The sequence below is a fragment of the Viridibacillus sp. NPDC093762 genome, assembly GCF_050279675.1.
Classification (GTDB): Bacteria; Bacillota; Bacilli; order Bacillales_A; family Planococcaceae; genus Viridibacillus.
In genome coordinates this window covers 23,190-49,754 of the sequence record NZ_JBNNUK010000023.1, presented here as the reverse complement: position 1 = coordinate 49,754, position 26,565 = coordinate 23,190, and the positions used below count along the sequence as shown (strand labels likewise).

Annotated in this window: 27 protein-coding genes; 8 read left to right on the top strand and 19 right to left on the bottom strand. The window is 36.5% G+C overall.

Annotated features, from left to right (window positions below):
* Nucleotides 1-411: 411 nt before the first annotated feature.
* Nucleotides 412-1,287: a nucleotidyltransferase-like protein gene (locus ACQKM9_RS19335; RefSeq protein WP_427736002.1), complete on the bottom strand. Its 876-nt coding sequence runs from the start codon at nt 1,285-1,287 to the stop codon at nt 412-414.
* A gap of 140 nt (nt 1,288-1,427) precedes the next feature.
* Between ACQKM9_RS19335 and ACQKM9_RS19330 the strand changes: the two genes are divergently transcribed.
* Nucleotides 1,428-1,784 carry a YgzB family protein gene (locus ACQKM9_RS19330; RefSeq protein WP_427736001.1) on the top strand — a complete coding sequence of 119 codons (357 nt, stop codon included), beginning with the start codon at nt 1,428-1,430 and terminating at the stop codon, nt 1,782-1,784.
* Between the two features lie 117 nt (nt 1,785-1,901).
* On the opposite strand, the gene perR is transcribed toward ACQKM9_RS19330, so the two are convergent.
* The 3 genes from perR to bcp form a co-directional block, all read right to left on the bottom strand.
* Nucleotides 1,902-2,345 (bottom strand): peroxide-responsive transcriptional repressor PerR, encoded by a 444-nt coding sequence (gene perR, locus ACQKM9_RS19325; RefSeq protein WP_179078290.1) that lies wholly within the window; start codon nt 2,343-2,345, stop codon nt 1,902-1,904.
* 247 nt (nt 2,346-2,592) lie between these two features.
* On the bottom strand, nt 2,593-3,537 hold the full coding sequence (locus ACQKM9_RS19320; RefSeq protein ID WP_427736000.1) for a D-2-hydroxyacid dehydrogenase: 945 nt from the start codon (nt 3,535-3,537) through the stop codon (nt 2,593-2,595).
* Nucleotides 3,538-3,539: 2 nt separating this feature from the next.
* Nucleotides 3,540-4,013, bottom strand: a complete 474-nt coding sequence (gene bcp, locus ACQKM9_RS19315; RefSeq protein WP_427735999.1) for a thioredoxin-dependent thiol peroxidase — start codon at nt 4,011-4,013, stop codon at nt 3,540-3,542.
* 189 nt (nt 4,014-4,202) lie between these two features.
* Here bcp and ACQKM9_RS19310 point away from each other — a divergent pair, with 189 nt between their 5' ends.
* Complete coding sequence (locus ACQKM9_RS19310; RefSeq protein WP_427735998.1) at nt 4,203-5,294, top strand: FUSC family protein; 1,092 nt, start codon at nt 4,203-4,205, stop codon at nt 5,292-5,294.
* A gap of 50 nt (nt 5,295-5,344) precedes the next feature.
* Here the strand turns inward: ACQKM9_RS19310 and ACQKM9_RS19305 are convergent, their stop codons facing one another.
* The 9 genes from ACQKM9_RS19305 to mutY form a co-directional block, all read right to left on the bottom strand.
* A complete protein-coding gene (locus tag ACQKM9_RS19305) occupies nt 5,345-6,241 on the bottom strand; it encodes an ABC transporter permease (RefSeq protein ID WP_427735997.1) in 897 nt (298 codons plus the stop codon).
* 17 nt (nt 6,242-6,258) lie between these two features.
* A complete protein-coding gene (locus ACQKM9_RS19300; protein ID WP_427735996.1) occupies nt 6,259-7,263 on the bottom strand; it encodes an ABC transporter permease in 1,005 nt (334 codons plus the stop codon).
* A 96-nt stretch (nt 7,264-7,359) separates the two neighbouring features.
* Nucleotides 7,360-8,973 (bottom strand): ABC transporter substrate-binding protein, encoded by a 1,614-nt coding sequence (locus ACQKM9_RS19295; protein WP_427735995.1) that lies wholly within the window; start codon nt 8,971-8,973, stop codon nt 7,360-7,362.
* Between the two features lie 31 nt (nt 8,974-9,004).
* Nucleotides 9,005-9,988 (bottom strand): ABC transporter ATP-binding protein, encoded by a 984-nt coding sequence (locus ACQKM9_RS19290; protein ID WP_427735994.1) that lies wholly within the window; start codon nt 9,986-9,988, stop codon nt 9,005-9,007.
* A complete protein-coding gene (locus tag ACQKM9_RS19285; RefSeq protein WP_427735993.1) occupies nt 9,963-10,982 on the bottom strand; it encodes an ABC transporter ATP-binding protein in 1,020 nt (339 codons plus the stop codon). The genes ACQKM9_RS19290 and ACQKM9_RS19285 overlap by 26 nt, the downstream gene beginning before the upstream one ends.
* Nucleotides 10,983-11,171: 189 nt before the next feature.
* Entirely contained in the window at nt 11,172-12,920 is a 1,749-nt protein-coding gene (locus ACQKM9_RS19280; protein ID WP_427735992.1) for an ABC transporter ATP-binding protein, read from the bottom strand.
* Nucleotides 12,921-12,975: 55 nt separating this feature from the next.
* Entirely contained in the window at nt 12,976-13,521 is a 546-nt protein-coding gene (ntdP, locus tag ACQKM9_RS19275) for a nucleoside tri-diphosphate phosphatase (RefSeq protein WP_427735991.1), read from the bottom strand.
* 136 nt (nt 13,522-13,657) lie between these two features.
* Complete coding sequence (locus ACQKM9_RS19270; protein WP_427735990.1) at nt 13,658-13,843, bottom strand: hypothetical protein; 186 nt, start codon at nt 13,841-13,843, stop codon at nt 13,658-13,660.
* 65 nt (nt 13,844-13,908) lie between these two features.
* Complete coding sequence (mutY, locus tag ACQKM9_RS19265) at nt 13,909-14,982, bottom strand: A/G-specific adenine glycosylase (RefSeq protein ID WP_427735989.1); 1,074 nt, start codon at nt 14,980-14,982, stop codon at nt 13,909-13,911.
* 126 nt (nt 14,983-15,108) lie between these two features.
* Here mutY and ACQKM9_RS19260 point away from each other — a divergent pair, with 126 nt between their 5' ends.
* The gene (locus ACQKM9_RS19260; RefSeq protein ID WP_427735988.1) at nt 15,109-16,086 is read left to right on the top strand and encodes a metal-dependent hydrolase; all 978 of its coding nucleotides are present in this window, start codon (nt 15,109-15,111) and stop codon (nt 16,084-16,086) included.
* Between the two features lie 5 nt (nt 16,087-16,091).
* Complete coding sequence (locus ACQKM9_RS19255) at nt 16,092-16,244, top strand: hypothetical protein (RefSeq protein WP_427735987.1); 153 nt, start codon at nt 16,092-16,094, stop codon at nt 16,242-16,244.
* A 252-nt stretch (nt 16,245-16,496) separates the two neighbouring features.
* On the opposite strand, the gene ACQKM9_RS19250 is transcribed toward ACQKM9_RS19255, so the two are convergent.
* From ACQKM9_RS19250 to recX, 3 genes are read right to left on the bottom strand one after another with little or no spacing between them, the layout of a single operon-like run.
* Nucleotides 16,497-16,757, bottom strand: coding sequence for a YfhJ family protein (locus tag ACQKM9_RS19250; protein WP_427735986.1), 261 nt, complete (start codon nt 16,755-16,757; stop codon nt 16,497-16,499).
* Nucleotide 16,758: 1 nt separating this feature from the next.
* Nucleotides 16,759-17,085, bottom strand: coding sequence for a YfhH family protein (locus ACQKM9_RS19245; RefSeq protein WP_038178552.1), 327 nt, complete (start codon nt 17,083-17,085; stop codon nt 16,759-16,761).
* A complete protein-coding gene (gene recX, locus ACQKM9_RS19240; RefSeq protein ID WP_427735985.1) occupies nt 17,078-17,887 on the bottom strand; it encodes a recombination regulator RecX in 810 nt (269 codons plus the stop codon). Before recX ends, ACQKM9_RS19245 begins: the two co-directional genes overlap by 8 nt.
* A gap of 181 nt (nt 17,888-18,068) precedes the next feature.
* Between recX and ACQKM9_RS19235 the strand changes: the two genes are divergently transcribed.
* The 4 genes from ACQKM9_RS19235 (at nt 18,069) to ACQKM9_RS19220 (ending at nt 23,257) form a co-directional block, all read left to right on the top strand.
* Nucleotides 18,069-18,968: a TIGR01777 family oxidoreductase gene (locus ACQKM9_RS19235; protein WP_427735984.1), complete on the top strand. Its 900-nt coding sequence runs from the start codon at nt 18,069-18,071 to the stop codon at nt 18,966-18,968.
* Nucleotides 18,969-19,018: 50 nt separating this feature from the next.
* Nucleotides 19,019-19,840 carry a polysaccharide deacetylase family protein gene (locus ACQKM9_RS19230; protein ID WP_427735983.1) on the top strand — a complete coding sequence of 274 codons (822 nt, stop codon included), beginning with the start codon at nt 19,019-19,021 and terminating at the stop codon, nt 19,838-19,840.
* 33 nt (nt 19,841-19,873) lie between these two features.
* Nucleotides 19,874-21,244, top strand: a complete 1,371-nt coding sequence (gene rlmD, locus ACQKM9_RS19225; protein ID WP_427735982.1) for a 23S rRNA (uracil(1939)-C(5))-methyltransferase RlmD — start codon at nt 19,874-19,876, stop codon at nt 21,242-21,244.
* Between the two features lie 264 nt (nt 21,245-21,508).
* Entirely contained in the window at nt 21,509-23,257 is a 1,749-nt protein-coding gene (locus ACQKM9_RS19220) for a methyl-accepting chemotaxis protein (RefSeq protein WP_427735981.1), read from the top strand.
* Nucleotides 23,258-23,301: 44 nt separating this feature from the next.
* On the opposite strand, the gene ACQKM9_RS19215 is transcribed toward ACQKM9_RS19220, so the two are convergent.
* The 3 genes from ACQKM9_RS19215 to ACQKM9_RS19205 form a co-directional block, all read right to left on the bottom strand.
* Nucleotides 23,302-24,144, bottom strand: a complete 843-nt coding sequence (locus tag ACQKM9_RS19215; RefSeq protein ID WP_427735980.1) for a class I SAM-dependent methyltransferase — start codon at nt 24,142-24,144, stop codon at nt 23,302-23,304.
* 111 nt (nt 24,145-24,255) lie between these two features.
* On the bottom strand, nt 24,256-25,143 hold the full coding sequence (locus ACQKM9_RS19210) for a D-alanyl-D-alanine carboxypeptidase family protein (protein ID WP_427735979.1): 888 nt from the start codon (nt 25,141-25,143) through the stop codon (nt 24,256-24,258).
* Between the two features lie 128 nt (nt 25,144-25,271).
* The gene (locus tag ACQKM9_RS19205; RefSeq protein ID WP_427735978.1) at nt 25,272-26,447 is read right to left on the bottom strand and encodes an MFS transporter; all 1,176 of its coding nucleotides are present in this window, start codon (nt 26,445-26,447) and stop codon (nt 25,272-25,274) included.
* Nucleotides 26,448-26,565: the final 118 nt, after the last annotated feature.

Genomic DNA, 26,565 nt, shown 5'->3' with positions numbered 1-26,565 from the left:
ATGTATTAGGCACGCCGCCAGCGTTCGTCCTGAGCCAGGATCAAACTCTCCATAAAAGTAGTTTGAAAGCTCATTAGCTTTGCTAGCGTATCATCTGAAGATGATATCTATTTTTTTGTTTTGTTCCACCAACAGAGTTGATGTTCAAAAACATTTATTGATTAACGTCTTGCATGTTCAGTTTTCAAGGTTCATTTTGTTGTTGTCGTTGTTTGTTGCAGCGACTTTAATATCTTAACATCTTTCATTTTCGATGTCAATAACTTTTTTAAAAAAGTTTTTCGAGTGAAAGTTTTAAGTTTTAACAACACGTCTTAGCGACAATTAATATAATACAATAGCGTCGATACTCATGTCAACACTTTTTCCAAAAAAAATTGAGACGTTTTAAACGCCTCAATTAATATACAACTAATCAACGATTTCTTCAACCTTATAATCTCTATGATATATGTTATTTCCCTTAGTCTCTACACGCTCGACAGAGATGTAACCTTTATCTATTAAGTATTCGATGAAAACTTCAAGGTTAACTGAATAGTTCTTCAGCTCCTCTTGTTCATGCAATTCTTGAATTGTCCAAAAGTCTTTTTGAGACATTACTTCTATTACATGCGTTGCACCCTCTGCAGTACGAGAATGAATAAAGAATTCACTTGCTAAAAATAATAACTCTAAACGTTTATCTAATGATTCTTCGCTTGTAATAAGTTCTTCATATAATTTGTAAATGGCTGGATCAATTTGTTTTACTTGCGACCATACTGTAACCTCGGGGTACAGTCCTTTATCCATTACAGCAAGACGAGCTAAATGATGCAATGATTCAACAACATGATTATAGGCATCTAAGTAATTTCTCTCTTCGAAGCATACTTTACCTTCTAAGTATCTTCGTATTAACTTTGCAAACTCAATACCCATTTTGATTTTCCGACCATAAAAAGGGAACTCTTTCAGTTCCTTCTTTAAATTAGAGAGATACTCATTACGATCGAATAATACTTTTCCAAAGAATAGCCAGTCGACTATCTTCTTATTAGTTCCTACTAATAACCATTTGTTTAACTGCTTCTCCGTAATGATGTGCATAGCAGCTTTTTTATCTTTAAATGTATAATGTTTTGTAAAGACTGGTCGGTCACTTTGTTTTGTTATAATAAGAAGTATCGTATCAAATGTATCTGTGATCGGGCTTACTTCTTCCCTTTTTTCTATTAAGATTACACCTAGTGTATTCGGGTGACTTGCTCGTTCTTGGTATATGGGTCGTAGTAGCTGCTCCATAATGATCCTCCTATAGTCAATAGTCAATTTACTCTGTCTTAAACTTTCGACAAAAATAATAAGATTCCTGCATAAAATTTTCACTTCATATTACGATATCATTTTGTGTTATAGTATGTTGTAGATTAGGAGGCTTACAAATGAAACCATATAAAAACAAGATAAATAAAATCCGTTCATTTGCTTTATCTCTCATATTTATTGGCTTTATCATTATGTACGGTGCCATTTTCTTCAGAGAACATCAATGGTTAGTTATTATCTTCATGACACTAGGTGTCCTCTGTATTCTTGGAAGTACTTTTGTATATGGTTGGATTGGATTCCTTTCAACCCGTGCAGTATTAGTTGAATGTCCGGGTTGCCATAAACACACGAAAGTGCTTGGACGTGTAGACATGTGTATGTATTGCAATGAACCGCTTACTTTAGATCCTTCATTAGAAGGACAAGAGTTTGATCAATCACTAAACAATCGCACAAATCGTAAAAATTAATGCCTTCGCCTCGTTACTAAATTGTAACGAGGTTTTTTTATCAAAAAAGCATTATATAGTTTACCATAAAAAGAAGCTACCTATGTGTCATTCTTGACATTTAAGTAGCTCCCTTACTTATTGAACTTTCGTAGCTTGCTCAGAACACGTTGGACAAGTTCCATAAATCTCCATACGGTGTGAATTGATTTTGAAGCCAGTGACATGAGCGGCGAAATGTTCAACCTCATCAAGTCCTGGGTAATGGAAGTCTACAATCTTCCCACAGCCTTCACAAATAATGTGATAGTGCTTATTTGTAACAAAATCAAAACGACTCGCGCTATCACCATATGTTAATTCTTTCACTAAACCTGATTCTCGGAATACACGAAGATTATTATAAACCGTTGCTACACTCATATTAGGGAATTTCCCTTCAAGTGCTTTGTATATTTCATCAGCTGTTGGATGTGACATTGTTTCGATTAAGTACTCTAAAATAGCATGACGTTGGGGGGTGATCCTTACGCCTGTTGTCTTTAGCGTGTCTAGAGCGCTTTTCAATTGCACTTCAGTCATCGCCATGCACCTCAATTCATAAAAATTATTAGTTTATAATTGTTATAATTAGTTTACTTAAAAACTAGGGCAAATGTCAACATATCCATCTACGAGTCACCTTTTTGTTCGCGTTTTTAATCTATTATTATTTATTAACTATCAAAAATTAGCTCTAATCATCAAAAACATATCATTTTATCCCTTATATCATTCTCAATTGCTCCTGATTAATGATACTTTCTCCTACAACGATAAAAGTTCCCTACTAATAGCCTCTAGTAATATCCATTTTGTTAATAAGTTCTGTATCTCCCTCTATCCACTTTTTTAAGTTAGGTTTAAAAATTTCTAAACTACGCTCCAAATACCGAGAAGAATAACTTGAGACATGAGGCGAAACAGTAACAGTACTCATCTGCCAAAAAGGATGATCTTCTGGTAGTGGTTCTTCTTCATATACATCTAATACTGCATGTGCGATTTCTCCTGCATTCAATGCGTTTATCAATACATCTGTTGACACTAAATCTCCGCGGCCGAAGTTCATAAATAACGCACTGCCTTTCATCGCTTCGAAATGTTCACTCTTTAATAAATGTTGTGTATCTGCAGTACTTGGTAAAACTGAGATAACTATATCAGCGCTTGGTAATGCCTTTTGCAATGCACTAAAAGAAATCATATCATCCATATAATCTGCTTTACTTCCTGAGCGATTACATCCTATTGTATGTACGCCAAAAGCTTGCAACAATCGGCCAATCTCGGAACCAATTGCACCAGGCCCTAAAATAAGCGCGGTAGAACCGTGAAGCTCCGTTGCTTTAGACTTACGTTTCCATTCAGCTTTTTTCTCTTGTTCATAAATCCATGCAAGCCCTCGTTTATATGATAGAACATGAGCTAGTACAGATTCTGCCATTGGAATTTTATGAATGCCACGTACATTAGAAACAACAATACCACGTTCAGCAATTTCCTTTTGAGGCATTTTCTCTATCCCTGCAGAAGCAACCATTATCCATTTTAGCTTCTCCGCTAACCTGATTTGCTTGGCCTCAATATCTTCACCATAAGTAACTACAACTTCTGCCTCTTTTAACACAGTATGGTCTATATTGTTATGAAAGATAAATTCAATAGTAGGAAAATCTTGTATTAGTCCCTCTTTTAAATCTGGTCTTGGATCAAAAGTAAAATACACTATCATAATTATTCCCCCTTCTCTCGTATATACGTTAGCACCTCTTCAATATGTCCTTTCACCCGTACTTTCCGCCATTCTTTAATAACTACCCCATTTTCATCTATTATAAAAGTAGTGCGTTCGATACCCATATATTCACGGCCGTACATTTTCTTCAATTTCCAAACGCCATATTTTTCCGCAACCGCATGTTCCTCATCTACTAATAGCGAGAATGGTAAACCATGCTTTTCTATAAATTTCACATGTCTTTTTCCATCATCAGGACTTACTCCTAAAATAACGGTATTTAGATCAGAGAAATCATTATAGAAGTCTCTAAAATCACATGCCTCTGTAGTGCAACCAGGTGTCATATCTTTTGGGTAAAAATATAGCACTACCGATTTCTTTCCATTGTAATCTGCAAGTGATACCAGTTCACCCTGTTCATTTTTTAAAGAAAAATTTGGTGCTTGTTGTCCTTCTAGTACTGTCATTTTTAATCCCCCTATTCACTTTTACAATAATTGTATCAATTTTTTGAAAAAACGTCGTTTTTTTGTCTACACTATAGGTTACCGACATAAGTTAATTAAGTTCATGAATAATCCGTTGTTGACCATCTTGAGGTAATCGGTTAAAGTAGCGGAATACTAGTATACAGAAAGAGAGGTTACCCATTTCAAATGAAATTAGGTGCCCGTATTTTAAAAACAGGTTTAGCTATTGTATTTGCACTATATATTGCAAATTTGCTTAACTTACCATCACCGGTCTTTGCCGGCATTGCTGCTATTTTCGCAATCCAACCATCTATTTATCGCTCTTATTTAACAATTTTAGAACAAGTACAATCGAATTTAATCGGCGCTGCAATAGCTGTTTCATTTGGTTTACTATTCGGCCATCAATATGTAGCCGTCGGATTAGCTGCTATCATAACTATTTCTATCGTTATTCGACTTGGTTTGGAAAATTGTATTTCCTTATCTCTTGTAACCGTCATCGCGATTTTAGAAGTCCAAGGTGATGATTTTCTTACTTTCGGTTTGATTCGATTTGTTACAGTGCTCATCGGGGTACTTGCCGCGTTCGTCGTCAACCTTGTCTTTTTACCGCCTCGTTATGAAACAAAATTATTTCAATCCATCAATCTGTTGCAGGATGAAATTATTCGCTGGACGCGACTTGCAGTTCGTCAAGCATCTGAACATACATCAACAAAACAATCTTTGCGAAAATTAAAAGAGCATCATTTAAAGCTCAATCAGTTATATTTATTTTATAAGGAAGAACGTAGATATATAAAAAATGAAAAGCATGTAAAAGCAAGAAAGCTTGTTGTTTATAGACAGATGATTACCACATCGAAAAAAAGTTTAGAAGTTTTACAAAGACTACATTTGCATGAAAACGAGTTATCAAAACTTCCTGAGCAGTTTCATATTATGATTCAAGAACGTTTAGATTTCCTCCTTACTTATCACGAACAACTCTTTTTGAAGTATTCTGGGAAACTAAAGCCTGATCATAAGGCTTGGATTGGTCAAGAGGAATATTTACAAAGAAACGAAGTTATGGATATTTTCGCAGAACAAATTGCCATTTCACGCGAAAATGATGAGGACGAAGAATTTTCAAGCTATCATTTACTGCATATACTCTCTCGTATTTTAGATTATGAAGAAAACTTAGAGCATTTAGATACGCTTATTATGTCGTATCAAAATCACCATGGTGATGAAATTAAACTTGAAATTGAAGACAGCATATTCTAAAAAAGCATCCAATGTATCGATTTACTCGACACATTGGATGCTTTTATCGTTTAGTTTTTCATTTTAGGATCAAGTGCATCTCTTAAACCATCACCCATTAAGTTAAACCCTAGAACAGTTAACATAATCGCTAAACCTGGGAAAATCATAGTCCAAGGAGCATTGATTAAATAGATACGTGCATCAGCTAACATTTTACCCCACTCTGGTGTAGGTGCTTCTGCTCCAAGTCCAAGAAAGCCAAGTGCAGCCGCTTCAATAATTGCAGATGCGATGGCAAGTGTTCCTTGCACAATAACCGGCGTCATCGAATTCGGTAAAATATGTGAAAAAAGAATCCGTGCATCCTTCATACCAATCGCTTTTGCAGAAGTAATATACTCTTCCTGCTTAATGCTCAATACCTTTGAACGAATGAGTCTTCCAAAGTTCGGAACATTAATAATTGCAATAGCAATTAAAGCGTTTTGCAAAGATGGACCAAGTATTGATACAACTGCTATGGCAAGTAATATACTTGGGAACGCTAACATGATATCGAAAATTCGTGAGATGATGGTATCCATCCATCGGCCGTAATAGCCAGCAATAATCCCCAACATACTTCCTACTACAACTGAACCAATAACCGAGAAAAAACCAACCCAAAGTGATATTCTAGCGCCGTGCACGACTCGTGAAAAAATGTCTCGGCCAAAATCATCTGTACCAAACCAATGCTCAGCAGATGGTGGTTGTAAACGATCCTTTAACACTTGTTCATTAATTCCTTCTGGAACAAACAATGGACCAACTATAGCTAGTAGGATGAAGAACACAACAATTACTGCCCCTACAAGCGCAGCTTTACTTTTCTTAAAGCTACGCCACGCTTCTTTCCATGGACCAACCGATTGATCTTGTTTAATCACTACATCTATAGTTGCATTCGGTGCCATTTCAGACATATCGGACTCCCCCCTCCTTAGTCATATTTAATCCTCGGATCTATAAAACTATACAAAATATCTACGATTAAATTGATCATTACAAAAACAAAAGCTATCACTAAAATACCAGATTGTATAACCGGATAATCGCGGTATCCAATAGCATCGTAAATGTAGCGACCAATACCTGGCCAACTAAAGATAGTCTCTGTTAAGATAGCCCCACCTAATAGTAATCCCATTTGCAAACCAATTACTGTTAATACAGGAATGATGGCATTTTTGAGAGCATGTTTATAGACAACCCAAAACATATTTTGCCCTTTAGCTCGTGCTGTTCGAACATAATCAGAACGCATCACTTCAAGCATACTTGAACGAGTCATTCTCGCAATAATTGCCATTGGGATAGTCGCTAATGCAACTGCAGGTAATATTAAATGTTTTAATACATCCCAAAGCTGATCAAATCGACCATGAATTATTGTATCTACAACATACAAGTATGTAATAGAATCGACAGGATTCCTGGCATCCTCTCTACCTGATGTAGGAAGTATATCTAGTTGAATACCAAATACCCACTGCCCCATTAAACCTAACCAGAAGATAGGCATAGATACACCGATAAGTGCTAAAATCATTGCAAAATAATCAAACCAAGAATTTTGGAACCATGCAGAAACAATTCCTGCATTCACTCCAATGATTACTGCTAAAATCATTGCAAAAAGAGCCAATTCAAATGTAGCGGCTAAATAAGGCCACAACTCGCTTGATACTGTTGCTTTCGTACGCATCGACTCGCCCAAATCACCTGTCAATAGATCACCTAAATAATTAAAGTACTGAATATACCAAGGGTTATCTAATCCTAGGCTTGCTCGCAACGCCGCTCTCGCTTCTTTTGTAGCATGCTGTCCTAAAATTACTTGAGCAGGATCCCCTGGAATTGCACGTATTATTAAAAATACAATAAAGGTCATTCCGAGCAAAACCGGGATTAACTGTAATAGTCTTTTTCCAATATAGTGAAGCATTCTCTTCACCTCTCCATCTCATCATGTTGAATAACTCTTATTTGAAAAAACTCGCCTTCCGCCAAATAAGCGAAAGGCGTAGTTTAGTTGTCTAGCTTATTTAAAATCTACTTTTTCTAATCTGTCAGAACCAGTTGGGTGTGGTAATAAGTTAATGACATCTGATTTACTAGCTAATAGTGGTGTAGAGTGAGCTAGTGGAACCCAAGGTGCTTCTTCTTTAAAGATTTCTTGAACTTCTTTGTATAGCGCATTACGCTTCTCTTCATCTACTTCTGTTTGAGCTTCAATTAATAATTTGTGAGTTTTAGAATTTTTGTAGTAAGTGTAGTTGTTACTACCTATGCTATCCTCATCAAGAAGAGCATATAAGAAGTTATCCGCATCTCCGTTATCGCCAGTCCAGCCAAGTAAGAATGCATCTGCTTCCCCTTTTTCAGCTTTATCTAAATATACGCCCCATTCATATGAAACAATTTTACTCTTCATACCAACGTCAGCTAGGTTCTTTTGAATTGCTTCAGCAATTTTTTTACCATCTGGCATATACGGGCGTGGTACAGGCATCGCCCATAACTCGATTTGTTTACCATCATAGCCTGCTTCTTTTAATAAAGCCTTAGCTTTTTCTGGATCATACTCATAACCTTTAACATCGTCATTGTAGCCACTAATTACTGGTGGCATTTGGTTTTTCGCAACTTCAGCTTGACCTTCGAAGAAAGCATCAACAATCGCTTGCTTATCGATTGCATAGTTCATCGCTTGACGAACTTTTACATTATCAAAAGGTGGTCGCGTTACAGTTAAACCAAGATAACCAATGTTCATAGATGGACGTTTAAGTAATTGTAAATCAGCATTACTTTCAATCGATGCTGCATCCGACGGACTAATACCATCTGCTAAATCAATTGCACCAGAAATTAAATCGTTTAATCGGGTTGAGTTATCTGGAATAGAGCGGAATACTACTTTATCTAGTTTCGGTAAGCCTTCTCGCCAATAATTTGGATTCTTTTCGATTGTAATTGAGTCATTACGTTTCCAAGAGACAAATTTGAATGGTCCAGTACCTACTGGATTATCACCAAACTTATCACCAAACTTTTCAAATGCCGTCGGGCTCGCAATAGCGAATGGACTCATTGCAAGGTTTTTCAAGAATGGAGCTTGAGGTTGTTTTAAAGTGATAACTACTTTTAAATCACCGTCAGCTTTCACAGATTTGATGACTAGACCCTTTTCATCTTTGAATCCACCAAATACTGATTTAAAGTAAGGGAATTTTTCTGCATCGCCGTTCATCCAACGCTCAAAGTTTTTCACTACTGCATCAGCGTTAAAATCAGTGCCATCATGGAATTTCACGCCTTCTTGTAAGTCAAATGTGTAGCTTAAACCATCTTCAGCAGCTTCCCAAGACTTAGCTAACCCTGGGTTTAAGGTTGTATCTTGTTCACCAAAATTGATTAGTTTTTCATATAAGTTCTCTGTTACTTTGTAAGTTTCTCCCTCTGTTGTAGCAATAGGATCAAGTGATACAGAATCTCCCCCACGACCAAAGACTAACGTTTTTTCTTTTTTCACTCCGTCGCCTTTATCATCACCCTTAACATCATCCTTTTCATCGGATGAACATGCTGCTAATGCTGTAGACAATACTAGCAATAACATCAAGCCTAAAGCTAACCATCTCTTTTTCCTCATATACATAACCCCTCCACACTTTGCTCTATTATCATTGTTGACCTTGCTCATTATATAAATGGCAAGCAACAGAATGACCTTTCTCAACTTCCTTTAATACAGGCACTGTTTTTGAACATATATCCATTTTAAATGGACATCTTGTATGGAATGTACATCCCGTAGGAGGATTTGAAGGACTTGGAATATCCCCTGTTATTAATACTTGCTCCCGTGTAAAGTTCGGATCCGGTACAGGAACAGCTGATAATAAAGCCTTTGAATAAGGATGTAATGGTTTGCTATATAAAGACTCACTATCCGCTAACTCAACCATCTTCCCTAAATACATGACCCCTACACGGTCACTAATGTGACGAACAACCCCTAAATCATGCGCTATAAATATATAAGTAAGCTTTAAATCTTTTTGCAAATCTTGCATTAAATTTAAAACTTGAGCTTGAATCGAAACGTCTAGAGCTGAAACAGGTTCATCTGCAATAATCAATTTCGGATTTGTCATTAACGCTCTTGCTATACCAATACGTTGTCTTTGTCCCCCACTAAATTGATGTGGGTATCGTCTGGCATGGTAGCTACTGAGACCAACAATTTCTAGGAACTCATTGACCTTTTTCTTACGTTCTTTGGCATCTCCAATACCATGAACAACTAGAGGCTCCTCAAGAATTTTGCCTATTGAATGCCGAGGATTTAGTGAGGCATAGGGATCTTGGAAAACCATTTGAATCTCACGGCGAGCTTTGCGCATTTCCTCATTAGATAAATCGGATAGCAGTTTACCATCAAATTCAATGCTTCCTTCTGTTGGCTCTAGCAATCTCATAAGCATACGTCCCGTAGTAGATTTACCACAGCCGGATTCGCCTACAATTCCAAGCGTTTCGCCTTCATTCACATAAAAGGAAACATCATCAACCGCTTTGACCTGACCGGATACTTTTCCAAGCATCCCTTGGCGAATCGGAAAGTATTTCTTTAACCCTTTAACTTTCAACAACGGCTCTGTCAACTGCAGACATCTCCTTTCTTTCATGCAAGAAGCATCTCGTCTTATGCTCTGGGCTTGTTTGATATAAATTTGGATTTTCTACACGGCATTGCTCAAATGCAAATTCACACCGAGCAGCAAAACGGCAACCAGTATTAACGGATCCCGGTTTTGGCACGTTTCCAGGTATAGAATATAACCGTTGTTTTTTAAAGCGCATATCCGGCACAGATTGAATAAGTCCTTTTGTATATGGATGTTGTGGATCGTTGAATATTAATTTGACAGGACCCTCTTCTACTACTTGCCCTCCATACATAACGACAACTCGTTCACACGTTTCTGCAACAACACCTAAATCATGCGTAATCATAATAACGGCCGTATTCAATCTCTCATTTAGGTCCTTCATTAATTGTAAAATTTGTGCTTGAATCGTAACGTCCAATGCTGTCGTTGGTTCATCTGCAATAAGTACTTTTGGATCACAGACGAGTGCCATCGCTATCATCACACGTTGTCGCATACCACCAGATAATTGATGTGGGTATTCCTTTATTAACCCCTCAGCTCTTGGCAAACCTACTAACTTCATCATTTCAATTGCCCGATTTCTAGCCTGTTTTTTTGACCAATCTTTATGATGGATTAATATAGCTTCCATCAATTGATTCCCTATTGTAAATAGTGGATTCAGTGACGTCATTGGTTCTTGGAAAATCATTGCTATATCTTTCCCTCGTACTTTACGCATTTCTTTTTGAGAAAGCTTAGTTAAATCCTTGCCATCAAATTCTATTTGTCCACCTGTAATTTTACCCGGCGGAGATGGTACAAGCCCCATAATCGATAATGCGCTTACACTCTTGCCGCAGCCAGACTCTCCTACAATGCCAAGTATTTCACCTTCTCTTACCGAAAAATTAATATTATCTACTGCAGGGATTTCACCATCATCTGTGAAAAATGTCGTCTGAAGTCCTCTCACTCGTAGTAATTCTTTACGATCACTCATATAGTCCCTCCTTTTAAATTCGATAATTCGATATTTTCAAAATATTCAATTCTTTTTATCTATTTTATACTGTTAATTTGAAAAATTGCAATACTTTTCAAATTAACAGTATTTTTATAACAAAAAATAAAGACTCCCCATAAATGAGAAGTCTTTATTTCATGCTATATGTGCTATTTTACATACTTATTATGCATCGAGTCTTTGCATATGGAACAGGTTATGATAAATACCTTGTTGTTCTATCAATTGCTCATGTGTACCTTGTTCTTTTAGTTCACCGTGATCTATAACTAGAATCTGATCGGCATGTGTGATTGTTGATAAACGGTGTGCTACAACGATTGTTGTTCTATCATGAGCTAACTTGTCTAATGATTCTTGAATTAGTGATTCACTTTCTAAATCTAAAGCTGAAGTTGCTTCATCCAGAATAAGGATTGGCGGATTTTTCAAAAAGACTCTGGCAATAGCAACCCGTTGTTTTTGTCCACCAGATAATTTAACACCACGTTCTCCAACTTTTGTATTGTAACCTTCTGGTAGTGACATGATGAAATCATGAGCATTAGCAGCCTTAGCTGCTGCAATTACTTCTTCATCAGAAGCATCTGGTCGTCCCATTAAAATATTTGATTTAACAGAATCGCTAAATAGAATATTATCCTGGAGTACGATTCCAATTTGTGAGCGTAGCGAATGGATTGTTGCTTCTTTAATATCAACTCCATCAACTTTTATAGCACCTTCCACCACGTCGTAAAATCGAGGTATTAGTCCGACTATCGTAGATTTACCTCCACCACTCATTCCAACAAGCGCAATTGTTTGACCTGCTTGAATGTTAAAGCTTACATTGTTCAATACTTTCTGTTCATCTTCAGTATATCGGAATGATACTTTTTCAAATTGTACATCCCCTTTTAGTGGAGGTAGTGCAGCGGCATTTGGTTGGTTTTCTACATCGTATTTCTCATCTATCAACTCAAATACACGATCCATCGAGGCGATTGATTGAGTTAATGTCGTTGAAGAAGTTACAAGTCTACGTAATGGTCCATATAGGCGATCGATATATGCAACAAACGCTACCATCGCACCAACAGAAAGCGGTCCTTGAATAACCATATAACCTGCAAATCCAATGACGAGTAACGGGGCTACTTCAGTAATCGTATTAATCACAGCAAAAGCTTTAGCATTCCATTTGGTTTGATCAAGTGCCTTGTCTAAAAACTCCCCGTTTGTCTCATCGAAAATTTTCTGTTCATGCTTCTCTAATGTGAAACTTTTTATAATGCTCATTCCTTGAACACGTTCATGTAGATAGCTTTGTACTCCTGCTAATGCTTGTGAGCGTTTGCGTGTTAAATCACGTAATCTACCGAAAAAATATTTTACACAAAACGCATAGAATGGAAAGACGATTAATGTTACTAACGTCAATTTCACATCTAATGTTAGCATAATCCCAATAGCGATTAGAATTGTTGCTAAGTCCAGCCAAACATTCATCAGACCGGTCATGATAAAATTCTTCGTTTGCTCCACATCATTAATAACACGTGAAATGATTTCACCAGCACGTGCATTTGCATAATAGTTCATGCTTAACTTTTGAAGATGTCCATACAATTCTTTGCGAATATCATATAATATCTTATTACTCACATGCTGAGCAAAGTATTGGCGATAATATTCTATTGGTGGTCTTAAAACAAAAAATACAACAGCTGTTCCGCCAAGCCAATAGAATAGCTGTAATGTTTTTTCATCACTTGTTAAATTTTCTGCCATCACAATATCATCAATCACAATTTTGATTAATATCGGAATAAATAATGGGATTGCAAATTTTACAATTCCTATAACTAGTGTTAATAGAATCTCCCAATTATAAGGCTTTACGAATCGCATATAGCGTTTAATACTGTCCAAAAAGTCACTCCCTTTTCAAGCGAAAAGCCTGCTGGTTTTCACCAACAGGCAATTATTAGTCATTATCATGAAGCCTTCTTTGAAATTGATAACGGCTCGTCCAAGCCTCTATAAAGTCAGGCGCAAATGGTCCACGTCTTTGGTGAATCCAACTAAGTAACTTATCAACATTTGATTTCAATATTTGATCAATTACAGATGGATAACTCATTTCCTCCTTATGTTGTTCATACTCATCTTCATCAAGTAAAGTATAAGACATATCGGGAAACACTTTTACATCTAAGTCATAGTCAATATACTTAATAGCGTTATTATCAAAAACAAATGGAGAGCTCATATTACAGTAGTAATATACTCCATCTTCTCTCAACATACAAATAATATTAAACCAGTGCTCTGCATGAAAGTAACAAATGGACGGTTCACGTGTTAGCCATGTTCTACCATCCGCTTCCGTTACGAGTGTACGTTCATTCGCTCCGATGACTATATTTTTTGTGCCTTTCAATACCATCGTTTCTTGCCAGACACGGTGGATACGGCCATTGTGTTTATAACTATGTATTTGTATTGTTTCACCTTCTAATGGAATCGCCATGCTAATGCCCACCTTTTCGATAAACACTTATTGGAAAAGCGCTCTTTGCTTAACATTATAACAATCATGATTAAAAACTTGTAGCAAAAAATAAGCGAAGGCAAAAAGCCTTCGCTTATTAGGGTGTGTCCCATGATTAGTTCGAGTTATTTTGATTTTTATTAAATTTACCCGAAGCTGTTTGCTTGTTTTGCTCAGCTTTATTATTTTGCTTTGCTACTTCGCTGAAATCAGTTTCAGCTCCAAACTCCTCAAACATGTTTTGCGCATTGTTTTGCGCATTGTTTTGTGATTTGTTTGCACTGTTTTGATTCTTTTTCATGGAAATCACCTCCGTGCTATCTAATTTGCGTAGCTTGGAGATATTTATTCTTGGTAATATTTTCTTTATAAATTTGATGATTCGATTTGATATCTTTGCCATACTTTCTGCATTGGTACTGGCATTGGTAAAGCAGACATCTCTTCAACCGTAAACCATTGGCAATTATCGGGGATGATTTGTTGCTCCTCACAACTAACAAAGTAACTTTCTATATGCCAAGTTAAATGTGAAAAAATATGTTTGAATGAAGTTAATTTTTCGCGTGATAATAAGTTTAAACTATATTGTTCTGATAAAATCGTTTCGTTTGTAATATCAGTATCTGTTTTTCGCTCAATTATTGGAAATTGCCACATATTCGCTAGTAGACCTTTTTCAGGACGCTTTTCGATTAAAAATTGGCCTTTAGTATTTCTCACAACATACACATCATAAGGAATGTGCTTCATTTTTATTTTTTTCGTTTTAATAGGTAAATTCTCCGGATTCCCCTCATTGAAAGCTGTACAAAATTCTCTTACTGGGCATAATAAGCACTTGGGAGAAGTCGGAGTACAGATCATCGCACCTAATTCCATCAATCCTTGATTAAATTCGGATGGATGTATTGGGTCAATGAGTTCCATAACAGCATTTTCAAACGTTTTTTTCGTCTTAGGAAGTGCAATATCTTCTTCAATTAGTAAAACTCTGCTTAGTACACGCATAACATTGCCATCAACAGCATGCTCTGCTTTATTATAGGCAATACTAAGAATCGCTCCTGCAGTGTACGGCCCAACGCCTTTTAGTTTCGAAATTTCTGGTCGATTATCGGGCACTTTGCTGTTGTAATTTTCGACCACTTCTCGAACACCTGCTTGTAAATTGCGTGCACGTGAATAGTATCCTAACCCTTCCCATTGCTTCAACAACTTCTCCTCTGGGGCGTCTGCCAAATGTCGAATTGTTGGAAATTCACTTAAAAATCGTTCATAATATGGGATAACCGTGTCGACTCTTGTCTGTTGAAGCATCACTTCTGATACCCAAATTTTATAAGGGTCGTTCGTTTTTCTCCACGGTAAATCCCGTTTTTCTTTATTAAACCACTCGACTAATGCTTGTTGGAATTGATGTTTATATTGATAGTACACTTTTTCCTCCTAGGTATTTTCGATTTATTTTAAAAATGCATCAAGCTATAAAATGTAACCAACCGATAATTTTATCTAAAACAATTGAAACAATTTCTCTCCCAATATTTAAGGAGCTGATTATTTTTGGATTCAGGAACACATTTAGTAATGGGTATTGCACTAGGTGGTTTAGCATTAGCTGACCCAGTAGTAGCAGATAGTTCCATGACAACAGCTGCAGTTATTACAGCAACAATCGTTGGATCACAAGCACCCGATATCGATACAGTTTTAAAATTGCGTAATAATGCTGTTTATATTCGAAACCACCGCGGAATTACGCATTCAATTCCCGCTGTTATATTATGGCCTATTTTAATAACAGGCGTGTTATCTTTGTTATTTCAAGGTGCTAATATATTGCATCTATGGCTTTGGACATTTTCGGCAGTTTTTCTTCACGTTTTTGTTGATATTTTTAATGCATATGGAACACAAGCATTACGGCCACTATCGAAGAAATGGATTGCACTCGGTGTTATTAACACATTCGATCCTATAATTTTCGGATTACATGTAATAGCGCTAATGCTATGGGCGTTTGGTTTTGATCCCGTTTGGACAATAACAAGTTTATATAGCATTATTGTGATTTACTATTTAATCCGCTTTACCTTACAGCAAGCCGTTAAACATGCTGTTAAAAATACCATTCCAGATGCCGAAAAAATAATACTTTCACCAACAATGCGCTTTTTCCAATGGCGTGTTGCAGTCAATTCAAGCTCCACTCACTACGTCGGACGAGCTTATGGGCGCTCTATCACCATATACGATAAATTCCCAATAGAACCACTACCAGACACGCCATTATTTCACGCAGCATTAGAAGATTCCAATTTAGCTGCATTCGTATCATTCTCTCCCTTATACCGTTGGGAAATAAGCGAGCTTGAAAACAATTACCATGAAGTACGCTTAATCGATCTACGTTACCGAAGCGAAAATCATTATCCATTCGTTGCCGTCGCACTACTAAACGACAATCTTGATGTCATCCAATCCTACACAGGCTGGATATTTAGCGAAGACAAATTAAGAAAGAAACTGATTGTGGATTAACTTAAATGCTAAAGCAGCCCGTTCAGCCCCGACAAGCACTGGAAGGCTCGAATCAAAGGCGCTCGTTTAGAAATCCAACTGTTGCACTAACTCAAGTGATTGTTGCATTTTCACTGCTATTTGTTGCGCTAACTTCATACTTTGTTGTACTAATTTGAGTGATTGTTGCGCTAACTCGCCTCTTTGTTATTTAGCAGAATATTCACGTCCTAAGGCCGTTGTATTTCTAGTCCTTCAAACTCGAGTTATCCCCTTTATTTATCAAACCTTTAGAAAAGCTGCCGAAATCGGCAGCTCTTTTTTGTTTCTGATGAAGTTGCTTGATGAGTATTAAAAAAATGCTATCAACTAATAAACATCCTCAATAAACTGACCGCTACACATTGATCGTAGCGGCCAGTTTATTGTAATCAGTTGTCAGTTGCGTCTAGTAGGTGAGCATATTTTGGATTACGTCCTGCAAATTCATGTAGTTGATGACCATAGCCTTGAATCCATTGGCGAATAATTTTTTCAGTCATTTCAGCACCTTGATAATCATAACCAGCTTTTGCGTATGTCGCTTCAAAATCAGACCATAATAATTCAATCCACACGCGCGCACGTTCTTCTGTTAATAATTCATTACTATCTTTTAGTTCCATTACAAGTTGATCTACTATTGCTTCCAATTTACATACCTTCCTTTACAGGTGTTAACATTGAAATTGGTAAAGCTTCTTCATAATGATCGCCACCAAGTCGATATCCCCATCCAAAGCGTCCTTTTAAGTATTCCAATTGAAAGAACACACCTGGATCACCTTCAATACGATACATTTCGCCAGGTTTGAAATCGTCTGGGTTCAATAAAAAAGCTTGCGCCATCAATGCTTTTCGTTCATAAACAGCAAATTCATTGAGAATACCTAGTTGCTCTGCTTTTCTCGCCTTTTCTTTTAATGTTGCGATTTCTGTTCGTAATTCTGATGGTGTCATATCGCTATATTTTTTATCCATTTTCTTGCCCCTTCTCTTCTATGAAAGTTTCTATAATATCAGCTGGAAAGCCTTTTTGATATAGAGTTTGCTTTACACGCATATGCAAATCATATCCGCTATATTTCGTAGCATATTTACGCCATGCTTTGTCCCCTTGCACTTGAATCATTTGTTGCCATTCACCATCTTCTCGTGAAAATTCAATTTGTTCAAGTACTTGCTCTATTATCGCAAAGGAATAGCCTTTTCGCATTAAGTTATCTTGAATTTTCTGTTTTACTTGAGTCGGCGTTTTACGTCGTTCAGAAAAAGCTACCTTCTCTCCTAACTTCAAGGCAATACTAAGTTGCTCTTCCTCAGAAAAGGTTTCTAGCACTTCTTCTTGTAACTTTTTATCAATACCTTTTTTCTGCATATCTTGTCTAATTGCACGAGGGCCTTTTTTAGCAGTCTTCTTCTTCGTTTCAAGAAGTGCTTTTGTATATGTGGCATCATTTAAAAAGCCATGTTTATTTAATTTTTGAATAGCTTCTTGAATAACAGCCTCTCCAAATTCTAAATCAAGAAGCTTCTTTCTTACTTCATATTCACTGCGCATTTGATAACTCAGAAAACCTAGTGCACGATTATACGCTCTTTGAATTTCATCATCAAAGGCAATCTCATCTAGCTCGAGCCCTTCAATCACTTTACCTTTTGTCAGGCCAAACTGAATTAAAATGGTTTCATCAACACTAAAAGCGTATTCTTCATTTAAAAAGATATTATAGCGCTCTTGGTTTTTCTTTTGGCGCGTTATTTTTGTGATTACTCGAGTCATCGAAACACTCCTTCACTTAGATATAGTATACATCTTTTCTAAGTTACCTTCATTTCATCTATACTTACATATAATGAAAGCATACATATGTATGGAAAGCTATTACACTTGATTTGATTAGAGCATTCAAAAAGTTCATGTTTTGACACTAACTATTCTTACATGGAGGGACGGCAAAATTATGAAAATTGCAATTACAGGTGGCACTGGTTTAGTAGGACGTGAGCTTACAAAACTTTTACAGCATCAAGGTCATGACATTTTTATCTTAACGCGAAAAAAAAGCTATGAAGCAAATGGTATTCACTATATACAATGGCTAACAGAAAATGCAATGCCTGAAGCACATTTACAAAGTATAGATGCCTTTATTAATCTAGCTGGTACTTCTTTAAATGATGGGAGATGGACAGAAAAGCGGAAAAAGGACATCTACGACAGTCGTATATCTGCCACTAAAGAAGTCCTACGTATAATTGAAACAATTGATGTGAAACCTAAAGTACTAATCAATGCCAGTGCAATTGGCATCTATCCATCTTCAAAAGCTGCAACCTATACCGAAGGCTCATCTCATGTGGCAAAAGACTTTTTAGGTAAAACCGTCAGACACTGGGAGCAAGAAGCAAAAAAGGCCGAAAACTTTGGAGTTCGTGTAGCAACAGCACGTTTCGGTGTCATCTTAGGTAAAGATGCTGGTGCACTATCTCTAATGGTTTTACCATATAAACTTTTTGTAGGTGGTACAGTTGGATCTGGTTCACAGTGGGTATCTTGGGTACATGTAAAAGATGTTGCATCTGCATTATGTTTTGCATTAGAAAATAATCATATAGTTGGACCCTTTAATGTAACATCTCCTAATCCAATTAGGATGAAGCAAGTAGGCGAAATAATTGCCTCCGTTCTTGGTAGACCACATTGGTTTCCTACTCCTTCATTTTTATTAAAAATTGTATTAGGTGAAAAAAGTAATCTCGTTTTAGAAGGACAGCAGGTTTTACCAAAAGTTTTACTAACAGAAAACTTTCATTTTGAATATCCAACATTAGAAGCTGCATTAGAAAATTTGTACGCATAAATAACGTCCCTTAGCGCAACCTACATTAAAAATAGAAAGGTTGCGTTTTTATGTGGAAAAACCATTTGCTCGGAATTGTCATAGCAAGTGCTATTGTTTTTATTGGTGCCATAGTCAATCCGTTTAGCGCTTTTGCAGATGAGCTTCATTGGGGTTTTAAAAAAGCTCAAAACGAACAACAACCAGAAGCTGGTGCAGCATTTGATCAAACCTTAGAAAAGTACGGAGCTCTTTATAAAGGAAGTCCAGATGAAAAGGTTATCTATCTAACCTTTGATAATGGCTATGAAAATGGCTATACAGCAAGCATACTTGACACTTTAAAAAAGGAAAAAATTCAAGCGACATTTTTCCTGACAGGTCATTATTTAACGAGCGCTACCCCTCTTGTTAAACGCATGATTGAAGAAGGTCATGATATTGGTAACCACTCGTATGGTCACCCGAATATGGCAAGACTAAGTGAAGAAGAAATATTAAAGGAATGGAAGAAGTTCGATGATAAACTAAGAGAGATTACAAAAGTTGAACGAACTATTTTTGCTAGACCACCTGAAGGTTCATTTAACGAAAAACTACTGCAAGTAGGTAATGATGCTGGCTACCGACATATCTTCTGGTCAATTGCCTTTAAAGACTGGCTTGCAGACAAACCTCAAGGCTGGAAATATGCATACGACAACCTTATGTCACAGCTACACCCTGGTGCCATTGTCCTCATGCATACAGTGTCGCCTGATAATGCGGAAGCTTTACCAAAATTCATCGAAGCTGCACGCAAAAAAGGTTATCGCTTTGATTCCATTAATAATCTTGTAAACAAACAAGCCGGATTAGCTGGTTCTTTCAAAACACACGACCGTTCGTTATAATGAAGGAACATAGCGAAAAAGGACGTGTAATTTTTGACGCAACAATCAATTATGGAAATGGGACAGAAACTTAATATAACAATTAAAAGGCTCGGCATTAATGGTGAAGGAATCGGCTACTATAAGCGTAACGTTGTTTTCGTTAAAGGCGCACTTCCTGGTGAAGACGTCTCCGCACAAGTAACGAAAGTAAACCGTAACTTTGCAGAAGCTGAAGTTGTAAAAATTCACAAAAAATCACCGATACGACAAACACCACCATGTCCAGTTTATGAGGAATGTGGAGGTTGCCAATTACAACATATAACATACAAAGGACAGCTAGCAGCAAAACGAGATGTCATCGTTCAAGCTCTAACAAAGTATGTAAAATCACAAGCAAACAAAATCGATGTACGTCCTACAATCGGCATGGACGATCCTTGGCATTACCGAAACAAAAGTCAATTCCAAGTACGTAAGCCTGACAATAAAGTTCTTGCTGGTTTGTATTCTGCCAATAGTCATAAACTGTTGAACATCGAAGAGTGCGTTGTACAACACCCTGCAACAACGAAAATCACAACGGCTACAAAACATATTTTAGATGAGCTTAACATCCCTATTTACGATGGTCGCTCAAAAGGAATTGTACGTACAATTGTTGTTCGTACTGGAATAAAAACAGGTGAAGTACAACTCGTGCTTATTACGACACGTAAAAACTTCCCTAAAAAAGAAGTGCTTGTTGAAAAATTAAAACAAATTGATCCAGCTGTCGTATCCATCGTGCAAAATATCAATGCTGAAAAAACCTCATTAATCTTTGGTGACGAGACATACACACTAGCTGGAAAAGAGACGATTCATGAAGAACTTGGTGAACTTGCTTTTGATTTATCAGCACGTGCCTTCTTCCAACTTAACCCTACTCAAACTGTCCATCTCTATAATGAGATTAAAAAAGCAGCTGCATTAACAGGCAAAGAAACTGTTGTTGATGCTTATTGTGGCGTTGGTACAATCGGTCTTTGGTTAGCAAAGGACGCAAAAGAAGTACGTGGGATGGATATTATTCCAGAAAGTATTCAAGATGCTAAGCTAAACGCCAAAAAGCATGGCTTTAACCATGTTAAATACGTGACAGGCTCCGCTGAAGAATGGTTAGCAAAATGGCGCAAAGAAAAATTCGCGCCAGATGTACTAACAGTAGACCCTCCAAGAACGGGTCTTGCACCAAGCCTTCTTAATACAATTTTACAAGTTAAACCAAAACGCTTTGTTTATACTTCTTGTAATCCATCTACTTTAGCAAAAGACTTACAGGAGCTTACAAAAGTATATGACATTCAATATATTCAACCGATTGACATGTTTCCCCAAACTGCGCATGTTGAATCAGTCACATTATTAACATTAAAATAATCCATTAAAAAGATTGAAGTTATTATGGCTTCAGTCTTTTTTATTATTACTTATTATCCCTTCTGTAGATTTAAAATCCTAAATCTTCTTATAAAAAAAAGCTCATCCCCCTACTTATAGCACAATCCAATTTACTAAAATAACACATTTATAGCTACTTTTCGACAAATTATTACACTTTTCTGCATTTTTTCTCATTGATTATCATAGTTTACGAATCCATAATAGAATTAACAGATTTTTTACAATGAAGGAGGGGGCTCAATGCAAAGGATACGTAACTCTATTCAATGGAAGCTCATGTTAAATTCGTTACTTCTTGTCGCAATACCATGTATTATTATTGGTTTTTTCAGTTATCAAAGTGCAAAATCTAATATGGATAAATTAGGTGAAACGATTGTTAAAAACAGTGTCCAGACGACGATGCAGCTAATCGCTTCTCTAGATGCTGAAGTACAAAAAGGAAACTTGGCCTTAGAAGATGCGCAAGAAGCTGTTAAGGTTCAAATTATCGGTAAAAAGACAGAGGATGGACATCGAGAGATTACATATCCTGGTGACTTAGGAGAAAGTGGTTATATTTTCATTTTGCAAGAAGATGGCTTAATGCTTGCCCATCCCAATATTGAAAATCAACAATCGTGGGAGTTAAAAGATAGTAGTGGACAATATTTTATCCAAAAAATTATTAAAAACGCAAAAGCCGGTGGTGGTTTTGTCCAGTATCCATTCCATCTACCTAATGATGAAAAGAAGCTTGCTGAAAAAATTACATATGCTGAAATCGACCCACACTGGGGTTGGGTTGTAAGTGCTGGAAGCTACAAAAAAGACTTTAACTCATCCGCACAAAATTTACTTATTGTCATGTGTTTAGCCTTTATCGCCTCACTTATCATCGCGACTATTATTATGTACTTATTAGCGAAACATTTTGGTAACCCGATTTTAAAACTAACAAATAATGTGAAGAAAATTTCTACTGGTGACTTAACTGTTCAATTACATGAAGTAAATCGCGGAGATGAGTTAGGGCAATTAAATACTCATTTTGACGTGATGGTAACACAACTAAAAACATTAATAAGCGAAGTAGATACCACAATAAATGATATACAAGACGCCTCTTCAACCTTGACTGCTGTATCCGAAGAGGCTACTGCTTCTACAGTAGAAATTACACGTGCTGTATCTGATGTCTCAGCTGGATCATTACAGCAAGCAAAAGATGCAGAGGAAACAAAACTAGTCATTATTGGTATCTCAGAACAAATAAAAAATCTATATCAAAAAAATGAGTTTATGCAACAGTCTTCAGAACAGATGCAAACCTCCAATGAACAAGGGCTTAATAATTTAAAATTATTAAAAGAGAAATCGACAAAATCAGCTGATCTAGTGGAGCATGTACAAAAAGTATTCCAATCCCTATCTTCGAAAATGAAAGATATTGAAAATATTATTCAAACGATTAATCAAATCTCTGCCCAAACAAATTTACTAGCTCTTAATGCAAGCATTGAAGCTGCAAGAGCTGGTGAACACGGTAAAGGATTTGCTGTTGTAGCAAACGAAGTCAGAAAATTAGCTGAACAGACTGCAGTATCCACGGAAAGTGTTCAAGAAACGTTACGTGGTATTGAACAGGAAACTTTACTTGCAAACCAAGAAATTGACAAAACATCTTTGATTGTAAAAGAACAAAATATAGCTGTTTCAAATACAGAAATGTCATTTGTAGATATTAAAACGAATGTAGGTACCATCATTACCTCCATCGAAAACGTCACAGAGAGCGTTAATATATTAATGGCTTCTACGGAAATGTTCACTTTTGCGATTGAAAGCATTGCCGAAGTAAGTGATCATAATGCCAAAGCTTCAACAGAAGTATTTGCTTCGGTTGATGAACAGCAACATGTCATGGATATTGTTGCTAAATCTGCAACTCAGTTATCTAATGAAATTAATTCATTAAAATCATCAATTACACAATTCAAGCTAAAATAAGCAAACAAAAGCCGTCCTCGATTTAATGAGGATGGCTTTCTTCTTTATAGACTACTAGGACTCCAATACAAAAGAGCAGCTTTAAACTGATGTTTATAAATATATTTACCTTCTTTGTAATCAACATACTTCTGCACCGCTTCCTCAACTTGCGATCGATCTACATTTGGTGTCAATAGCTTCACACTGTTGGCATCAATCATCTCGTCGTATGAATCATACGTATACGTTTTCTCCAAATCTACTATCTGGCAATTTGCATGGATATCCAATTCATAAAGAATATTCATCAAATCTATGTAGTCTCTTCTAGGGTACTTCAACGAATAGCCGAAGTTATTTTGTAAATCTATATAATGTGGTCGCATCGGTGCAAAAGTCACACCAATGATGGCTAACTTCTTGGCACTATTATGTATTTGTTGTAGTGCTCTCTTTATTTCGTATATGCGATAAAAACAATTCATTCCAAAGACAATATCATATTGCTCAGTTTTCTTATTATCCTCCCACTTCTCATGAATAAAGGAAATATTGTTATAATTATCGGTAGCACATTTATTTTGCAAATAATGTATCATACTTGCAGAACTATCTACACAAGTTAGCTTCTCCACGTGGTTTGCAAGTGGAAACGTATAATTCCCCCAACCAGGTCCAATTTCTAGAACCGTATCAGTGTGGTCAATGAACTTTGCAATGTTTTGAAAGATATCCTCTGCATAAGGATCTGTCTCTTTATCCGCATTTTTTTGAATGTATTGAGCCCAAAATTGCTCTTCTAAAGCATCATTGACCATGCGCTCTGGCGTCTTACCAGACCAATCTTTCATCCCTTCTTGCCAGACCTTTTCGAAATATACTTTTTCTCTTTTCTCAATTATCATTACACACTTCCTTTTCCACTATATTCAAATTATTCACTATCTTTATCATATAGTGACAACACCACAGCCGCAACGAAAAAAGGATCGCACTCAAAAGTACAATCCAAATCATTAGAATATTTGATTATAGACCGCCAAAGCATCAGTCATATGAAACTGCTCCGTATCATGATCTCCAGGTGCTCCCGTTGTAATGAATATATACTGCTTACCATCTTTCTCAGCTAAACTTGCTAAACAAAGCCCAGCTTTATCTGTATAGCCTGTTTTGCCACCTAAAATCATTCCACCTTCAATAGTAGTGGAGGGTAGCTTTTCAAACATCGAGCTATAAAAAGTAATGCCATCTGGATGTACATTTGTTGCTGAAGTAGTATAGCGCTTTGCTGTAAACACTTTATAGAATGTTTCATCCTGTAAAGCATAACGTAGTAATTTCGATAAATCTTTAGCAGTTGAAAAGTGCTCATTATCTTGTAAACCTGTAACATTCATAAAATGCGTATCATTCATACCAAGCTTTTTCGCCTTGTCATTCATTAACTTTACAAAAGCTTCCTCTGAGCCTGAAACTGCAATAGCTAAGCTAATCGACGCATCTGCTCCAGAAGGTAACATATTCCCGTATAATAAATCACGAACTGTCACTTGCTCTTGTGCTACAAATCCTGCTACCGAGGCATTTTCAGCACGAATCTTATCAAACATCACACTTGGGATTGTGATTCGTTGTTCTAAATCATATAAGTTCTCAATTGCTACAATGGCTGTCATCATTTTCGTTAAAGATGCAGGATATATTTCCATTTCACTTTGTTTATCAAGCAAAACCTTTCCGCTATTTAAATCAACTAATATGGCGTTTTCACTAAATAGCCTCGGTTCTGCCTGTGTTACTTGTTGCCTTTCATCTATAAATAAATTAGCAATCCATAGTAAACCTAATACTAATAGAACCATCACTAATTTTATTCTTAATTTCAACTTTCTTTTCTTCACTTGAAACATCTCCTTTCACTTCTATTAAACCAAATAGAAATGAAGGAAGATTAAAGGAAATCTGATTTTTTTCTTAATTTTTCAAATTAAAAAGTCTTTGTTACATAAAAAGTAACAAAGACCCTTAACTATATAACTCGCTTTACAGTTTTTCCACCAATTAGAGAAATGAAAAACACACTAAGTAACATGATTGATACAAGTAAAAGGAAGCTATATTGGGTAACAAATTGTAAATAAAGGCCGCCTAAAAATGGTCCACTCAAGCTACCTAAGCTAAAAAATATACCGCATAGTAAATTACCAGTTGGCAACAATTCTTTTGGAGTTAAATCTGTCATATATGTAATTCCTAATGAGAATAATGAACCTGCAAATAACCCTGCACCTAAAAAGACAACAGCTACCAAAATTTCAGATCCCTCAAGAAAGCTGCCGATACCGAAAGTCGTTCCCCCACCAGCTAAGCCAATTAATAGGATTCTACGACGTCCAATCTTATCTCCAAGCATACCTAATGGCACTTGAGAAATAATCCCTCCCACTGAGAAAGCTGCTAAAATAAAAGATAACATTGCTACATCAAATGATAGTCGTAGCGCATAAACCGGGAACAATGCATTTAATGAAGATTCTAAAAAGCCATAACAAAATGGTGGTAAAAATGCTACCCAAGCATATCTCAGGGTCGCTGCATAACGTCCCCATGCTTTTTCATCTACACTTGTCATTTGAATCGCCTCTGGACGCTCATTTTTCAAACAGAAAATAAGTGACCATGCTACTAAACAAAGAACCGATGACACGATAAATGGTAGTGCTTCGAAAACATTCATCAATGGTACAAATAATGGTCCGACTGCAAAACCGAGGCCAAATGATAAGCCATAAATTGCGATGCTTTTACCAAGTCGATTTGCTGGTGCCGTACTTGTAATCCACGTTTGTGTTGCATAATGCAATGCGTGATCCCCAATACCAATCAGCAATCGTAATATAAACCAGAATGTTATACTTTTCCATAACGGAAACATGAGTAAAGATAAAAAGACGAGTGCTCCACCTATCACAATAATTGGTTTATATCCAAATTTACGTAACGGTTGTTCGATAAAAGGAGCTATTAATAATGTTCCAATATATAAACCTGTTGCATTCAAACCATTCAAAGCAGAAGAAACACCATCCTGCTCAAAAATTACCGACACAAGCGGCAATAACATACCTTGAGAGAATCCCGAAATGGAGACCATAATTACCAAAATCCAAAATCTTCTCTTTTCAAAATTAATACTATGCTCCATTTCTTCCTCCTTGCGAATATATATCAATTTAAAGGCTACTTAATTCTTGTACAATATTATCATAACTCGGTTGGAAGCTGATAAGCTTTTTCTCATAAAAAATGAAGGCCCAGTTCAC

Excerpts from the sequence above, each read along its gene's own strand:
- ACQKM9_RS19335 (WP_427736002.1), bottom strand. The coding sequence starts at position 1,287 with ATGGAGCAGCTACTACGACCCATATACCAAGAACGAGCAAGTCACCCG.
- ACQKM9_RS19330 (WP_427736001.1), top strand. The coding sequence starts at position 1,428 with ATGAAACCATATAAAAACAAGATAAATAAAATCCGTTCATTTGCTTTA.
- perR (WP_179078290.1), bottom strand. The coding sequence starts at position 2,345 with ATGACTGAAGTGCAATTGAAAAGCGCTCTAGACACGCTAAAGACAACA.
- ACQKM9_RS19320 (WP_427736000.1), bottom strand. The coding sequence starts at position 3,537 with ATGATAGTGTATTTTACTTTTGATCCAAGACCAGATTTAAAAGAGGGA.
- bcp (WP_427735999.1), bottom strand. The coding sequence starts at position 4,013 with ATGACAGTACTAGAAGGACAACAAGCACCAAATTTTTCTTTAAAAAAT.
- ACQKM9_RS19310 (WP_427735998.1), top strand. The coding sequence starts at position 4,203 with ATGAAATTAGGTGCCCGTATTTTAAAAACAGGTTTAGCTATTGTATTT.
- ACQKM9_RS19305 (WP_427735997.1), bottom strand. The coding sequence starts at position 6,241 with ATGTCTGAAATGGCACCGAATGCAACTATAGATGTAGTGATTAAACAA.
- ACQKM9_RS19300 (WP_427735996.1), bottom strand. The coding sequence starts at position 7,263 with ATGCTTCACTATATTGGAAAAAGACTATTACAGTTAATCCCGGTTTTG.
- ACQKM9_RS19295 (WP_427735995.1), bottom strand. The coding sequence starts at position 8,973 with ATGAGGAAAAAGAGATGGTTAGCTTTAGGCTTGATGTTATTGCTAGTA.
- ACQKM9_RS19285 (WP_427735993.1), bottom strand. The coding sequence starts at position 10,982 with ATGAGTGATCGTAAAGAATTACTACGAGTGAGAGGACTTCAGACGACA.
- ntdP (WP_427735991.1), bottom strand. The coding sequence starts at position 13,521 with ATGGCGATTCCATTAGAAGGTGAAACAATACAAATACATAGTTATAAA.
- ACQKM9_RS19270 (WP_427735990.1), bottom strand. The coding sequence starts at position 13,843 with ATGAAAAAGAATCAAAACAGTGCAAACAAATCACAAAACAATGCGCAA.
- ACQKM9_RS19255 (WP_427735987.1), top strand. The coding sequence starts at position 16,092 with ATGCTAAAGCAGCCCGTTCAGCCCCGACAAGCACTGGAAGGCTCGAAT.
- ACQKM9_RS19245 (WP_038178552.1), bottom strand. The coding sequence starts at position 17,085 with ATGGATAAAAAATATAGCGATATGACACCATCAGAATTACGAACAGAA.
- recX (WP_427735985.1), bottom strand. The coding sequence starts at position 17,887 with ATGACTCGAGTAATCACAAAAATAACGCGCCAAAAGAAAAACCAAGAG.
- ACQKM9_RS19235 (WP_427735984.1), top strand. The coding sequence starts at position 18,069 with ATGAAAATTGCAATTACAGGTGGCACTGGTTTAGTAGGACGTGAGCTT.
- ACQKM9_RS19230 (WP_427735983.1), top strand. The coding sequence starts at position 19,019 with ATGTGGAAAAACCATTTGCTCGGAATTGTCATAGCAAGTGCTATTGTT.
- ACQKM9_RS19220 (WP_427735981.1), top strand. The coding sequence starts at position 21,509 with ATGCAAAGGATACGTAACTCTATTCAATGGAAGCTCATGTTAAATTCG.
- ACQKM9_RS19215 (WP_427735980.1), bottom strand. The coding sequence starts at position 24,144 with ATGATAATTGAGAAAAGAGAAAAAGTATATTTCGAAAAGGTCTGGCAA.
- ACQKM9_RS19205 (WP_427735978.1), bottom strand. The coding sequence starts at position 26,447 with ATGGAGCATAGTATTAATTTTGAAAAGAGAAGATTTTGGATTTTGGTA.